The organism is Deinococcus hopiensis KR-140 (assembly GCF_900176165.1).
In the GTDB taxonomy this organism is placed as follows: domain Bacteria; phylum Deinococcota; class Deinococci; order Deinococcales; family Deinococcaceae; genus Deinococcus; species Deinococcus hopiensis.
In genome coordinates this window covers 1,518,491-1,532,061 of record NZ_FWWU01000009.1, presented here as the reverse complement: position 1 = coordinate 1,532,061, position 13,571 = coordinate 1,518,491, and the positions used below count along the sequence as shown (strand labels likewise).

At 66.8% G+C, this 13,571-nt stretch carries 12 protein-coding genes; 7 read left to right on the top strand and 5 right to left on the bottom strand.

The window, feature by feature from the left end:
• Positions 1-170: 170 nt before the first annotated feature.
• Positions 171-1,319, top strand: a complete 1,149-nt coding sequence (sucC, locus tag B9A95_RS20960) for an ADP-forming succinate--CoA ligase subunit beta (RefSeq protein WP_084049047.1) — start codon at positions 171-173, stop codon at positions 1,317-1,319.
• A complete protein-coding gene (gene sucD / locus B9A95_RS20955) occupies positions 1,319-2,230 on the top strand; it encodes a succinate--CoA ligase subunit alpha (protein WP_084049046.1) in 912 nt (303 codons plus the stop codon). Before sucC ends, sucD begins: the two co-directional genes overlap by 1 nt.
• Before the next feature lie 168 nt (positions 2,231-2,398).
• Here the strand turns inward: sucD and B9A95_RS20950 are convergent, their stop codons facing one another.
• Positions 2,399-2,605, bottom strand: a complete 207-nt coding sequence (locus B9A95_RS20950) for a VOC family protein (protein WP_139806917.1) — start codon at positions 2,603-2,605, stop codon at positions 2,399-2,401.
• 286 nt (positions 2,606-2,891) lie between these two features.
• Here B9A95_RS20950 and B9A95_RS20945 point away from each other — a divergent pair, with 286 nt between their 5' ends.
• Complete coding sequence (locus tag B9A95_RS20945) at positions 2,892-3,458, top strand: hypothetical protein (protein WP_084049045.1); 567 nt, start codon at positions 2,892-2,894, stop codon at positions 3,456-3,458.
• A 53-nt stretch (positions 3,459-3,511) separates the two neighbouring features.
• Here B9A95_RS20945 and B9A95_RS20940 read toward each other — a convergent pair whose 3' ends face one another.
• Together B9A95_RS20940 and bshA are read right to left on the bottom strand one after the other, a co-directional pair.
• Positions 3,512-4,222, bottom strand: coding sequence for a GNAT family N-acetyltransferase (locus B9A95_RS20940; protein WP_212648362.1), 711 nt, complete (start codon positions 4,220-4,222; stop codon positions 3,512-3,514).
• A 3-nt stretch (positions 4,223-4,225) separates the two neighbouring features.
• Complete coding sequence (gene bshA / locus B9A95_RS20935) at positions 4,226-5,371, bottom strand: N-acetyl-alpha-D-glucosaminyl L-malate synthase BshA (protein WP_084049044.1); 1,146 nt, start codon at positions 5,369-5,371, stop codon at positions 4,226-4,228.
• A 132-nt stretch (positions 5,372-5,503) separates the two neighbouring features.
• Between bshA and B9A95_RS20930 the strand changes: the two genes are divergently transcribed.
• On the top strand, positions 5,504-6,331 hold the full coding sequence (locus tag B9A95_RS20930) for a DegV family protein (RefSeq protein WP_245808416.1): 828 nt from the start codon (positions 5,504-5,506) through the stop codon (positions 6,329-6,331).
• Here the strand turns inward: B9A95_RS20930 and B9A95_RS20925 are convergent.
• Positions 6,312-7,100: a methyltransferase domain-containing protein gene (locus tag B9A95_RS20925; RefSeq protein ID WP_084049042.1), complete on the bottom strand. Its 789-nt coding sequence runs from the start codon at positions 7,098-7,100 to the stop codon at positions 6,312-6,314. The genes B9A95_RS20930 and B9A95_RS20925 overlap by 20 nt on opposite strands.
• Before the next feature lie 211 nt (positions 7,101-7,311).
• Positions 7,312-10,602, bottom strand: coding sequence for an isoleucine--tRNA ligase (ileS, locus tag B9A95_RS20920; RefSeq protein ID WP_084049041.1), 3,291 nt, complete (start codon positions 10,600-10,602; stop codon positions 7,312-7,314).
• Between the two features lie 518 nt (positions 10,603-11,120).
• Between ileS and fsa the strand changes: the two genes are divergently transcribed.
• Genes fsa through B9A95_RS20905 form a run of 3 tightly spaced genes read left to right on the top strand, consistent with a single transcriptional unit; the run spans position 11,121 to position 13,550 of the window.
• The gene (gene fsa / locus B9A95_RS20915; RefSeq protein ID WP_084049040.1) at positions 11,121-11,846 is read left to right on the top strand and encodes a fructose-6-phosphate aldolase; all 726 of its coding nucleotides are present in this window, start codon (positions 11,121-11,123) and stop codon (positions 11,844-11,846) included.
• Positions 11,843-13,120: a transcription termination factor Rho gene (rho, locus tag B9A95_RS20910; RefSeq protein WP_084049039.1), complete on the top strand. Its 1,278-nt coding sequence runs from the start codon at positions 11,843-11,845 to the stop codon at positions 13,118-13,120. The genes fsa and rho overlap by 4 nt, the downstream gene beginning before the upstream one ends.
• 58 nt (positions 13,121-13,178) lie before the next feature.
• Entirely contained in the window at positions 13,179-13,550 is a 372-nt protein-coding gene (locus tag B9A95_RS20905; protein ID WP_170928735.1) for a response regulator, read from the top strand.
• Positions 13,551-13,571: the final 21 nt, after the last annotated feature.

Genomic DNA, 13,571 nt, shown 5'->3' with positions numbered 1-13,571 from the left:
ACACGGCCTTGCGCCGCCAAGCGGGCCGGTCCTCACCGTCGGCGGCTTTGTCTCCTTGTCGGGGACAACGGCGCGTGGCATTTGAAATGCGGCTTATACTCCTTCATCGGGACAACGAATGAGGGCCAGCGTGCCTGGCCGCCGCCCCAACTCAAGGAGGAAAGACCACCGTGAAACTTCACGAGTATCAGGGCAAGGAACTGTTGCGCCGTTTCGGCGTCCATGTGCAGGAAGGCAAGGTCGCCTACACCCCGGACGAGGTGCGCGATATCGCCCGTGAATTCGGTCAGGCCGTCGTCGTCAAGGCGCAGGTCCACGTCGGTGGCCGCGGCAAGGCGGGCGGGGTAAAGTTCAGCCCGGACATCGACAAGGCGTTTGAGAACGGCCAGAAGATCCTCGGGATGGACATCAAGGGCCTGACGGTGAAGAAGGTTCTCGTGACCAAGGCCGTCGACATCGACGCAGGCACCGAGTACTACGTCGGCATGATCGTGGACCGCAACGTGCAGAGCTACACCCTGATGGCCTCCGCCGAGGGCGGCATGGAAATCGAGGAAGTCGCGGAAGCCACCCCCGAAAAGATCATCAAGCACCGCGTGGACCCCGTGACTGGCCTGCGTCCCTACGAGGCGCGTGAAGTCGCCATCAAGGCGGGCTTCAAGGGCAACCTCAACAAGATCGCCGACATGATGGTCAAGATGAGCGAGGCGGCCCTGAAGATGGACGCCGTGCTCGTGGAGATCAACCCCCTGTTCGTCGACGAGTCGGGCACGCCCCTCGCGCTCGACACCAAGTTCGAGATCGACGACAACGCCATGTATCGCCACAAGGACCTGTCCGACTGGCGCGAGCTGGAAGCCGAGCACCCCTTGGAAATCGAGGCGAGCAAATACGGCTTCGCCTACGTGAAGCTCGACGACGGCAATGTCGGCGTGCTGGGCAACGGCGCGGGCATCGTGATGACCAGCCTCGACGTGGTGAACCGCGCCGGGGCCAAGCCCGCCAACTTCCTCGACATTGGCGGCGGCGCGAAGGCCGAGATCGTGTACAACGCGGTCAAGCTCGTGTCCAAGGACCCCGACGTCAAGTCGATCTTCATCAACATTTTCGGCGGTATCACCCGCGCCGACGAGGTGGCCAAGGGCGTCATCCAGGCGCTGAATGAGGGCATTTTGACCAAGCCCGTGCGCATGCGTATCGCTGGAACGGCGGAGGACGAGGCCAAGGCGCTGCTCGCCGAGGTCAACAGCCCCCTGATTCAGATGTACCCCACCATGTTCGAGGCCGCCGACGAGGCCTCCAAGGAGGCGAACAAATAATGGGCATTCTCGTCGACAAGAACAGCAAGGTCATCGTGCAGGGCATGACCGGACGCGAGGGCGCCTCGCATTCCCGCGCCATGAAGGAATTCGGCACCCAGGTGGTGGCGGGCGTGACTCCCGGCAAGGGCGGCACCGACTTCGAGGGCTGGCCGATCTACAACTCGGTGGCCGAGGCCAAAGACGCCCACGGTGCGAACGTCTCCATCATCTTCGTGCCCCCGGCCGGGGCCGCCGACGCGGTGCTTGAAGCCGCCCACGCCGGAATGCCCCTGATCGTCCTGATCACTGAGGGCGTGCCCACGGTGGACATGATGCGCGCCGTGCAGGAAGTCAAGCAGCTCGACGCGCAGAGCCGCGCCCAGGGCGGCCAGGGCATTCGCCTCATCGGCGGCAACTGCCCCGGCCTCGTGACCAATGGTGAAGCCAAAGTGGGCATCATGCCCAACCGCATCTACGAGAAGCCCGGCCGCATCGGACTTATCAGCCGTTCGGGCACCCTCACCTATGAGGCTGCCAAGCTGCTCAACGACGCGGGCATGGGCACGAGCACCACCGTCGGTATCGGCGGTGACCCCGTCATCGGCACCACCTTCGCGGACGTACTTCCCATGTTCGAGGCGGACCCGGACACGGACGCCGTGGTGGTGATCGGTGAGATCGGCGGAGCCGACGAGGAAGCCGCCGCCGAGTACATCGCGTCTTCCATGAAAAAGCCCGTCGTGGCCTTTATCTCGGGCCGCTCGGCTCCCGCAGGCAAGCGCATGGGCCACGCGGGCGCGATCATCATGGGTAACGTGGGCACACCCGAGAGCAAGCTCGCCGCCTTCAAGGCCGCAAACGTGCCCGTGGCCGACACCATGCCGGAGATCATCGAGTTGGTGAAAAAGGCGCTGAACGTCAACGCCTAAAAAACTTCTGAAGGGGAGGCCCGGGATGGTGTGCCCGGGCCTCCTCCTTTGTAGAGCGTGTTGGACTGCAAGGTGGGTCCCTTTCCTGCGGGCCGTGCCGGTCCATCCGCTGATCGGCGGCTCAGCGCTGCGGGAAGAGGGGAAAATGACCCCCCAAAAACCGCAACCTTACACCCGTGTCGCGCCAGGTCCTTGAAGTGCAGCACTCGCCCGCCGAGGCTTGCATTGATTTGACTGGGCAGCGTCGCCCTCCACCATGCGTGCGTAGATCTCGCCGAAGCGTGCGTCGTCTGCGAGAAAGGCGAAGTGGGCCATCTGGATCTCGCTCACGGATGGCTCGGCGAACTGGAGGTGACTGCCCGGCTGCAGGGTCATGGAGACAAACGCTCCCCAGGCCACCGGATCGGGGAGCCCGAAGATGCGCAGCGGTCCCTCGCGGCGAGGCGTGTGCGGGACGCAAGCTCGGCGCCACCCCTCCCCAAACGAGGCCAGCTCAAACAGCCAGCGCCGTCAAATCCAGGGTGTAGCCGCCGCACATGCCCCCGCTTGACGAAGAGCGGCGAAAGGCGGCGACAGCCTCAGGCGCACGGCCCTCCTGATCGCCCCGTCAGAAGGTTTCTGCGCGCCACATCCGCCGAGCGGCGGGGCGTACACTGAAGCCATGAAGACGCGCCTCCTGCTCCTCGCCGCTCCGCTTCTGGGCACAGGCGGGGCCCTCACCGTCACGGGCAGCGTGACCGGCGGCGTCACCCCGGAGACGCGGGTGAGCGGCTGGGCGGTGACCTCCTCGGGTCAGCCCGTTCAGGAAATCGTCTCGGTGCCCGTAAACGCGGGCGGCTTCCGCCTGGAAATCCCCACGCCGCCCCCGAGTGCCCGCGCCCAGACCGGCATCACTTCGCAAAACATCTCCTGGCCCGGTGTGCTCGATCCAGTCATGGTGAGCGGCCCGGCCCAGACCGCCGAACTCAAGTTCTTCACCTACCGGGACGTCAACAAGAACGGCCAGCACGATGAGGGTGAGACGCTGCGCGAGGTCACGCCCGACGCTGGGCGGGGCTCGCTGTTTGTGGTATGGGTCAACACCGACGTGACCGTCAGGGCCAATCGGGGCTACGCCGTGGACCTCAAGCGTGGCTGGAACGCCTTTGTGGTGGAGGTGGGCAAGGCCATCAAGGTGGCCCCCTTTATCGAGGGTCAGGTGGACGTGTCGGTGGCAACCGGCCGCTGACCTGCTCAAGTCGTCCTCTTGCCCACCCCCAAGCATGCCCGGGGGTGGACTTTTTATCCACCCACGGGCTTGAGGACCGACAGCGCGATTTCCGCCCGCACAGCAAAGCCCAGCGCCTCGTACACCCGCCGCGCGCCCACGTTGTCCGGCATAACGTGCAAGAACGGCGTCAGGCCCCGCGCGAAGATGCCCCGCGCCACCTCCGCCGTCAGGCTTGCCCCCAGTCCGCGTCCGCGGTACTCCGGATGGGTACAGACCGCGCTTACCTCCACGAAGCCTGCCGGGTGGAGCCGCTCGCCCGCCATCGCCACCAGCCGGTCTCCGTCCTGCACCCCGATGTACCGTCCCAGCGAAAGGGTCTGCGGACCGAAAGGCCCCGGGCGCGCCAACTCGACGAGCGCGAGCATCTCGGGCACGTCGGTCGCTCCCAGCGTGACGGCCTCCTCTGGAGCCGGGAGCAGACGGCTGGGAAGCGGGCAGACCAGTTGCAAGAGGGCCGCGCCGTACACCAGCTTCCAGCCGGGCGGGGGAGATTCAGGGTGTGGCCGAAGGAGTGCAGCCGCCTCGCCCGGTCCGAGCAGCGCCGCCAGGTCTCCGTAAGCCCCTTCCGACGAAACATCAAACGCGCAAAAGGGACTGACTTCCCCCGGATACCGCCTCGCCGCCCCTGTCCCCTGAGCGAGGTGAGCGTGTGGGCCCATCAGAGCGGACCAGATCGGGTCGTTCAGGACGTGCTCTGCCGCCCCTGAATCTGAGCGCGTCACAGCCTAATACACCGCCTCGCCCACCGTACGCGCATACGACGCCAGGTACTTCGGCACGATCCGGTCCGGGTGAAAGCGGGTCAGCGCGGCCTGCCGGGCCGCCCGGCCCATGCCCAGGTACAGGTCGCGGTCCCGCAACACCCGCAGCGCGGCGTCGGCCATCGCGTCCACGTCGCCCACCGGGGCGAGAAAGCCCGTCACCCCTTCCTCCACCACTTCGGGAATGCCGCCCGCCCGCGCCGCCACAACGGGCACCTCGCAGCTCATCGCCTCCAAAGCGGCCAGGCCGAAGCTCTCGTTGGAACTCGGCAGCAAGAAGAGGTCGCTGATGCCCAGCACCGTCTGCACGTCGGGGAACGAGCCCAGAAACTGCGTGCGCCCAATTACGCCGAGTTGTCCGGCCAGCTCAAAGGCGCGGGGCCGCTCGGGGCCGTCGCCGATCATCAGCAGCCGCGCGGGCATCTCGGAGGCGACGCGCGCAAACACCTGCACCACGTCCTCCACCCGTTTGACCGGGCGGAAATTGCTGACGTGCACGAGCAGCGCCTCGTCGGGATGGGCAAAGCGGGCACGGACGCGCGGATCGGTCACCCGTACGAACCGCTCAGCGTCCACGAAGTTGTGAATCACCTCGATCTCGCGGTCTACGCCGAAGACCTCGCGCGTCTGCTCGGCGAGGAAGTGCGACACCGCCGTGACGTGATCACTGCGCTCGATGGCGTGCCGCGTGGTGTGCCGGAAGGCGGGTTCGGCCCCCACCAGCGTCACGTCGGTGCCGTGGAGCGTGGTCACCACCCGGCTGCGGCCCGTGATGGACTTGGCGTGGATGGCCGCCGTCGCGTGCGGGATCGCGTAGTGCGCGTGCGAGAGCGTGACGCCGTGTTCCAGAATTACCTCGGTCAGCGTGTTGGCCGCCGCGAGTTCGGGGTACGGCTGCTCGAACAGCGCGTAGGCGAAGGAACTCACCTGGTGGTAGTACGGCCCCTGAAAGCCCTGGTGTCCGGCCAGCCGAAAGGGCACGGCAGACCCGACGAAATGGACCTCATGCCCAGCCCGGGCCACCATCAGGCCCAGTTCGGTCGCCACCACGCCTGAGCCTCCGGCCCCCGAATGACACAGCACTGCGATTTTTTCCGGCGCTTGCCTCATCGGGGGGAGTATAGGCGCAGAGGTGTCAGGAATGCGCCAGTTTTTCTTTCAGTTTGTTCCTCAAAGTGGGGCGAGGACACAGAGTCTTGTCAGAGGGCGTCCCCTAGTCTGATCGCCAGCATGCTCGCCCTCGTGACCGATTCAACCTGTGACCTGCCGCCCGAGGCGGCCGGAGAACTCCACCTTCACGTCGTGCCGCTGCACGTGCAGTTTGGCGGGCAGTCTTTCCTCGACTGGCAGTCCATTGACCCGGACCGGGTGTACGAGTACCAGCGGGGCGGCGGCACCGTCACCACCGCGCCCGTCACGCAGGCGGCCTTCGAGGCGAAGTACCGCGAGCTGCTGGAAACCCACGATCAGATTCTGAGCGTTCACCTGAGCGGGCACCTGTCCACCACCGTGGAGCATGCCCGTCAGGCTGCCCGGGCGCTGAATGCCGGGGACCGCATTCACGTTCACGACAGCCACATGGCCTCCTTTCCGATGGCCGAGCTCCTGATGGCTGCGCGCGAGGTGGTGCGCGCGGGCGGCGGCATGGAGCAGGCGCTCGCCGCGATCCGCACCCTCAGCGAGCGCCTCCTCGTGGAACTCACTGTGCCCACACTGGAGTACCTGCGCCGGGGCGGCCGCATCTCGCGCACCCAGGCGCTCGTCGGCAACATGCTCGGCGTGCGTCCGGTCCTGCGCTTCGACGATGGCCGCCTCCAGGCGGTGCGCCGCGTCCGGGCGTCCCAGGCCGCGCGGGACATCCTGTCCCAGATGGAAAGCCGTTTCGGCCGCGAACCTGTGGCGGTCACGGTCGCCCATGCGGGGCGCGATCCAGGGCGTATCGCCGAGCTCCAGACCTACGTGAAGGGCAGCAAGCTCAATGTGGGGCGCGGCCGCGTGCAGCTGATGGGTCCGGTGATCGGAGCCCACGTCGGCCCCGGCACCTACGGGATCATGGCCCGCCCGCTGTAGCGCCCTTTCTGGCCGCGAGGAGAAGGCGCGTAAAGGCGTAGTACACCCGCGCGCCGGGCCAGCGTTCCCGTAACCGCGCCAGGTAGGCGGCCGTAAAGCGTTCGGCGTCCTCCGGCCCCAGCCGCGAGAGGTACGGCACCAGCGCCGTGCCCCGCGTCCAGTCCAAAATCCCCTCCGCGCCTGGCAGCACCACCGGGTAGACCTTGCTCAGCGCGGTGATGTCCGTGCCCTCCAGTTCGTCCAGGCGCTCGGCATAGGCTGCCGGCGTCAGCACGGGCGAAGCGCCCTGCGCCGTGCCGAAGCGCGTAAACCCGCCCAGTTCGGCCTGAAAGTCTCGCGCCGTCTCCGTCAGCAGGCGGTGGCTGTCGTGGTCATGGTTGGCCGGCACCTGCACGGCCAGCACGCCGCCGGGCCGCAGGTGGGTCCACAGCCTTCCCAGCAGGGCCCTGTGGTCCGGGAGCCACTGCAACGCCGCGTTGGAAAACATCAGGTCATATTCACCCGTCAGGTCCAGAATGTCGCCCCGCTCGAAGCGGAGGTTGGGGAGGCCCTCCACGCTTGCTGCGGCCAGCATCTGTGCGCTGCTGTCCAGCCCCAGCACCCTGGCGTCTGGAAAGCGCTCTGCGAGCCTCCGCGTATGCTCCCCTGTTCCGCATCCCAGGTCCACCACGTCGCGGTAAGGCAGATCAGGAAGAAGGGCGAGCAGATCACGCACTGGCGCGCTCCGGGCCTCACGGTGGCGGTGGTACTCGTCTGGGTTCCAGGTCATGCGTTCAGCGTAGATGGAGAAGGCAGGAGTGTGTCCGTACCGCAGTGGTGACACGGCACGACAATGCCCTTGAATAGCTACAGCCCGCTGGGGAAACTGTGGGGCCCCTGGCGAAAGGCCGGGAGCCCCTGGGGCAGCTTTTCCCGTGGGGCTGCCCTCAACACCTACGCGGACGTTCGCGCAGCAAACGGTACAAAGTTGTACCGGGCAGTTACGCCTCCTGCACCCGCGTCAGGTACGCCGTTCCGCCCTCCACTTCAGCCGCGTATCCCTCGCCCTTGCCAAAGGTCAACTCCGTTGCCAGGACTTCACCGCCGATAAACTCCACCCAGGCCTGCCCCGCTTCCAGGGCGTCGCCCTCCAGGCCCAAAGCCAGCCGGATGCGGTCTTGCACCTCGAAGCCTGCGGCCTTCCGGGCCTCCTGTATTCCGCGCACGAGGTCCCGGGCGAGGCCCTCCAGCACCAGTTCCCGGGTGAGGGTGGTATCGAACGCGACCAGAAAGCCGCCGTCCTCGGCTGCCGCCACGCCTTCGGGAGCCTTGGCGTCCACCAGCACCTGATCCGGCGTCAGCGTGAAGCTCTGGCCGTTTGCCTCCACGGTAAAGCGCTCGCCAGACTGCGCCGCCCGCGCCACGGCCGCCGCATCTGCCGCCGCCAGCGCCGCGCGTACCTGCGGCAGCGCCTTGCCGTACACCTTGCCGATCACCGGCAGATTGGGACGCAGGCTGTACTGCACGAGGTCCGTCACGCCCTCCAGGAAGGTTACGCCCTTGACGTTCAGCTCCTCCTGGAGCTGCTCCTGAGAGCGGCGCAGCGCCTGGGTCAACTCGGGCGAACTCGCCCGCACCGTCACGCTCGCCAGCGGCTGCCGGGTCTTGAGGTTGTGCGCCCCGCGCACCGCCCGCCCCAGTTCCACCACCTTGATCACGGCGGCCATTTCCGAGGTTAACTTGCGGTCCAGCCGCTCCTCGCGCACGGTGGGCCAGTGGGTCAGGTGCACGCTGTCGGCCCCCTGCCCCCGCGTGAGGTTGCCGTACATGGCCTCGGCCAGGAACGGCGTGAAGGGCGCGGTGAGCTGCGAGACCGTGAGCAGCGCCTCGTGCAGCGTGGCGTAGGCGGAGGCGTCCACTCCACCCTCGCCGCCCCAGAACCGGCTGCGGCTGCGGCGCACATACCAGTTGCTCAGGTCGTCCACGAAGCGTTCCAGCGCCCGTCCGCCCCCGCGCGCATCATAGGCGTCCAGGCTGACCGTCACCTCCCGCACCGTCTCCTCCAGCCGGGCGAGCAGCCAGCGGTCCATCTCGGGCCGGGCAGCCACCACGGGCGCGGCGTCCAGGTCCGGCTGGTCCAGGTTCGCGTACAGCACAAAGAAGGAATACACGTTCCACAGGGTGTTCACGTAGGAGCGCTGCGCCTCGGCCACCAGCCGTTCGGAAAAGCGCTTCTGGTCTCCGGGGTCCGACGCCATGAACATGTACCAGCGCACCGAGTCGGCCCCGTACCGGTCGAACAGCGGCAGCGGCTCCACCACGTTGCCCTTGCTCTTGCTCATCTTCGCGCCCTGCTCGTCCACGATGTGGCCCAGGCAGATCACGTTCCTGTAGGCGGGTTGGCCGTACAGCATCGTCGAGATCGCGTGCAGGCTGTAAAACCATCCGCGCGTCTGATCGATGGCCTCGCAGATGTAGTCCGCGGGGAAGTGGTTCTCGAACGTCTCCTTGTTGGCTCCGGCTCCTGGCAGCGCGCGCTCGCCCGTCGGGTCGGTGAGCAGGTGCCACTGGGCATACGGCATCGAGCCCGAATCAAACCACACGTCCAGCACCTCCGGCACCCGGCGGTAGGTCTTGCCCCCCAGCGCAAAGGTGATGTCGTCGATGTACGGCCGGTGCAGATCCAACTCCGACAGGTCACGCCCCGTCAGCTCCGACAGCTCGGCCACGCTGCCCACCACGCGCAGGTCGCCGTCCTCACTCAGCCAGAAGGGCAGCGGCGTGCCCCAATAGCGCTCCCGGCTGATCGCCCAGTCCACATTGCCCTCCAGCCAGTTGCCGAAGCGCCCGTTCTTGATGTTTGCCGGGACCCAGTTGATCTTCTGGTTCTCCTCCTGCATCCGCTCTGAGACGCTCGCCGTGCGGATGTACCACCCCTTCTTGGCGAAATACAAGATGGGATCGCCCGTGCGGTCGTGGAAGGGGTAGCGGTGGCGCAGCGTGCCGGCAAAGAACATCCGGCCCCGCGCCTTGAGGTCCGCGATCAGCCCCTTGTCGGCGTCCTTGAAGAACTTCCCGCGTTCGGCCGTCACCTGCAGGATGCCGTGGTCATCCACCCCGAACATCAGCGGCACGCCGTACCTGCGGGCCAGTTCCAAGTCTTCTGCACCGTAGGCCGGGGCCTCGTGCGCCACGCCCGAGCCGTCCGCCGCCGACACGAAGTCGGCCAGCGTGACGAAATGCATGACCGGGCGGCCTTCGGCGTTGCGTTCGTGCAGTTCCTTCACCACGCCCAGCTCGGCGGCCACTTCCGGAAAGGGCGGCTCATACTCCGTTCCCTCCAGATCGCGTCCCGGGAAGGAGGCCAGCACTTCCAGCGCCGGAGCGTTCTTATGCAGCGCCGATAAACGCTCCACCGCCTCCTGCGCCACGATGATCACCCCCGATTCGCCGCGCGCCGCCACATAGGTCAGGTCCGCGTTGACCGCCGCCAGCGTGTTGCTCGGCAGGGTCCAGGGCGTCGTCGTCCACACCACCAGCGCGAGGTTCTCGCGGTCAGCGTCCTCCAAACCCTCCAGCGCCGCCCGCGCCGCTTCCGGCAGCGTCTGCCAGATCACTGGAAAGCGCACGTATACCGAAGGGTCGTCCACCATCCGGTAGGAATCCACCTCGCCCAGCTCGGCCTTGGACAAGGTGGTGGAGATGCGCGGGGATAAGGGCACCACCTTGTAGTCCTGCGCGATCAGCCCCTGGGCGTTCAGGCGCGCCAGCAGGTTCCACACGCTCTCGATGTAGCGGTTTTGGTACGTGATGTAGGGGTCCTGAAGGTCCACCCAGTACCCCAGCCGCTCGGTGAAGGTGTTCCACTCCTGAATGGTTTCCCACACCGACGTGCGGCACAGGCGGTTGAATTCTTCGAGTTCCTCGCGCGTCGCCCCGTGGTTGCGGCCCAGCCACCCGAGCTTCTTTTCCACACTGATCTCGACGGGCAGGCCGTGGGTGTCCCAGCCGCCCTTGCGGGTGACGTGATAGCCCCGCATCACCTTGTAACGCGGAAACAGGTCCTTGAACGAACGCGCCAGGACGTGGTGGAGTGCGGGACGCCCATTCGCCGTGGGCGGCCCCTCGTAGAACACAAATTCGGGCTGCCCGGGACGACGCTCCTGGGTACGGGCAAAGACGCCCTGCTCCTGCCACAGCGCCTGCACGCCCGTCTCCAGTGCGCGGAAGTCGGGTTGCGAGTTCACGGGCTGGAAAAGGGGAGAGGTGGGCCTGGAATCGGTGGTGGTCATGGGGGCTCCTTGGAGGGGGTCTGAAGGTCTGAGCGCGTGAGGTCAAGCGGTTGGGAAATCAAAAAAACGTCCCAGCGCGCAGGCGAAAGACACCTGCATGCTGGGACGCGCCGTGTGACGCGTGGTACCACCCAACTTCGCCACGTTTGACGTGGCCTCCTCGTCGCCCACTGCCGGGGGGCGGAGTTCCGGGACGTTCTACTGGGCATCTCCGTGAGGGACGGCCGTTCTTCGTCCGGCGCGAAAGGGGATCTTCGGCGGGTGACGCCCCGTCAGGCTCTCACCGTCCCTGACTCGCTCACTGGGCCCCTCTTCCCGCGTACTCTTCTTCCGGTCGCCTGCTGGCCCCCACAACTGCTGGGGCTGCGTTCATGGTAGGCGCGTAGCATGGCCGGGTCAATCCGCTGCATGACGGCCCCCCCCCGGCGTGACGTGGCCCGCGAAGTGTGGTGAACTGAAGGGCAACCCGCGGGTCACGCCCCGCATCTCCCAAGCTTCACCCCCTGGAGGACATCCACATGGAATTTTTTATCGACACCGCCATCGTTGACGAGATCCGCGAGATTCACGCCTGGGGCGTCCTGTCGGGCGTCACCACCAACCCCAGCCTGGTGGCTTCCTCCGGCCGCGACTTTAAGGAAGTCATCCAGGAAATCGCTGCGCTCGTTGGCGGTGCCATCAGCGCCGAGGTGACTTCCCTCGACGCCGAGGGCATGATCCGCGAAGGCAAGGACGTCGCAACCTGGAGCGAGCACGTCGTCGTCAAGCTGCCCCTCACGCCCGCCGGCCTGCAGGCTTGCAAGGCCCTGACCTCCGAAGGCATCAAGACCAACGTGACCCTGTGCTTCTCGGTGCCCCAGGCGCTCCTGGCCGCCCGCGCCGGAGCCACCTATATCAGCCCCTTCGCGGGCCGTGTGGACGATATCGGCTGGGACGGCGTGGAACTCATCCGTCAGATCAAGGAGGCCTACGTGATGGGCGACATCGCCACCAAGGTGCTCGCCGCCTCCATCCGCCACCCCACCCACGTCGTCCAGTCGGCCCTCGCCGGCGCCGACGTCGCCACCATCCCCTACAAGGTCTTCGCGCAGATGATCAAGCACCCGCTGACCCAGGCCGGGCTCGACGGCTTTATGAAAGACTGGGCCAAGCGCGCCGGAGCCCAGCCCCAGACTCCCCCCAGCGAAGCCGGAACCAATCCGCAGCAGGGCGGCGTGAACGAACAGGGAGGCAGTAAGCAGTGACCGAACCCCTCACCTCTCCCTTGCCCTTTCACGAGCTTCAGCAGAAGATCTTGCCGGAGCTGCACCTCCTGGCTGCAGGCGCAGGCATCGAGAACTACCGCAAGCTGAAAAAAGACGCCCTGGCGCTGGCCATTATGGAGCGTCAGGCCGAGGCCGAGGGCCAGATTCTCGCGCGGGGCTACCTCGACATCAGCGCCGACGGCTACGGCTTTTTGCAAGCAGACCTGCTCGACCCCACTTCCCGCTCGGTCCTCGTGACCGCCGGGGTCATCAAGCAGTTCCACCTGCGCACCGGCGACGAGGTGATTGGCCGCGCCCGCCGCCCGCGCGAGAACGAGCGTTACGGCACCCTGGTGCAGGTGGAGGCCGTCAACGGCCTGGACCCCGAGTCCGCCCGCCGGCGCCCGCGCTTCGATGACCTGACGCCCACCTTTCCCGAGCGGCAACTCGTCCTCGAAGATCCGCTGATGGAGGGCAGCCTGTCTCTGCGGGTGGTGGACCTGCTCGTGCCCATCGGTCGGGGCCAGCGCGCGCTTATCGTTGCGCCCCCCAAGGCTGGCAAGACCACCCTGCTCAAAAAGATCGCCAACTCCATCGTCAAGAACTACCCCGACGTGACGGTGATGGTGCTGCTCGTGGACGAGCGCCCCGAAGAAGTCACCGACTTTCGTGAGAGCGTGCAGGGCGCGCAAGTGATCGCCTCCACCTTCGACGAGCCCCCGCAGCACCACGTCCGGGTGGCCGAGTTCGTTCACGAACGCGCGAGGCGCATCGTGGAGGAAGGCGGGCACGTCGTGATTCTCCTCGACTCCATCACCCGCCTCGCCCGCGCGAACAACCTCGTCACGCCGCCCACCGGGCGCACCCTGTCGGGCGGTCTGGATTCCAATGCCCTGCACTGGCCCAAGCGGTTTCTCGGCGCGGCCCGCAACATCCGCGAGGGCGGCTCGCTGACCATCCTCGCCACCGCCCTCGTCGAAACCGGTTCGAGAATGGACGACGTGATCTTCGAGGAGTTCAAGGGCACGGGCAACGCGGAACTGGTGCTCAGCCGCCGCCTGGAAGAGCGCCGCATCTTCCCCGCCCTCGACATCCTGAAGTCCGGTACCCGCCGCGAGGAACTGCTGCTCCAGCCGGAAGTCCTGAAAAAGATGTGGCTGCTGCGCAAGGTGATTTCCGACATGGACCCGGCCGACGCGATGGAGATGCTGCTCTCGCGGATGGGCAAGACGCGCAATAACGTCGAGTTCCTGCAAGCGCTCGCGGGAGGCTGAAGGCGCTGCCCGCGTTGCCCCCTTTGCGCCCCTCGCGCCGCCCGTGAGCCCGGAGGACGTGGATCTCCGGCTTCTCGTCGTCGACGACGAGGCCCAGATTCTCGAATTGCTCGACCTCACCCTCACCCTGCACGGCTTTGCTGTGGTCACGGCGAGCAGCGGCCCGGACGCGCTGCAAGCCGCCACCGCCGCTCCCTTTGACGTCATCGTTCTGGACGTGTTGATGACCCCCTGGGACGGCTTCGAGACGGTTCGCCGCCTTCACGGTGCCCTCGGGGACCGCTTGCCCCCCGTCGTCTTCCTGTCCGGGCTCAGCCGCGCGTCCGCCCCGCTGCCCCCCGTCGTGGCCGAGTACCTCGTCAAACCCTTCCGGCCCTCGCAACTCGTGGAGGCCATTGGCCGGGTGGCCCGGGGCGCCAGGCGTAACTGACCCCTTCTTACCCCCTCTTCT

Coding starts and splice junctions, on each gene's coding strand:
- sucD (WP_084049046.1), top strand. CDS start 1,319: ATGGGCATTCTCGTCGACAAGAACAGCAAGGTCATCGTGCAGGGCATG.
- B9A95_RS20950 (WP_139806917.1), bottom strand. CDS start 2,605: ATGACCCTGCAGCCGGGCAGTCACCTCCAGTTCGCCGAGCCATCCGTG.
- B9A95_RS20945 (WP_084049045.1), top strand. CDS start 2,892: ATGAAGACGCGCCTCCTGCTCCTCGCCGCTCCGCTTCTGGGCACAGGC.
- bshA (WP_084049044.1), bottom strand. CDS start 5,371: ATGAGGCAAGCGCCGGAAAAAATCGCAGTGCTGTGTCATTCGGGGGCC.
- B9A95_RS20925 (WP_084049042.1), bottom strand. CDS start 7,100: ATGACCTGGAACCCAGACGAGTACCACCGCCACCGTGAGGCCCGGAGC.
- ileS (WP_084049041.1), bottom strand. CDS start 10,602: ATGACCACCACCGATTCCAGGCCCACCTCTCCCCTTTTCCAGCCCGTG.
- fsa (WP_084049040.1), top strand. CDS start 11,121: ATGGAATTTTTTATCGACACCGCCATCGTTGACGAGATCCGCGAGATT.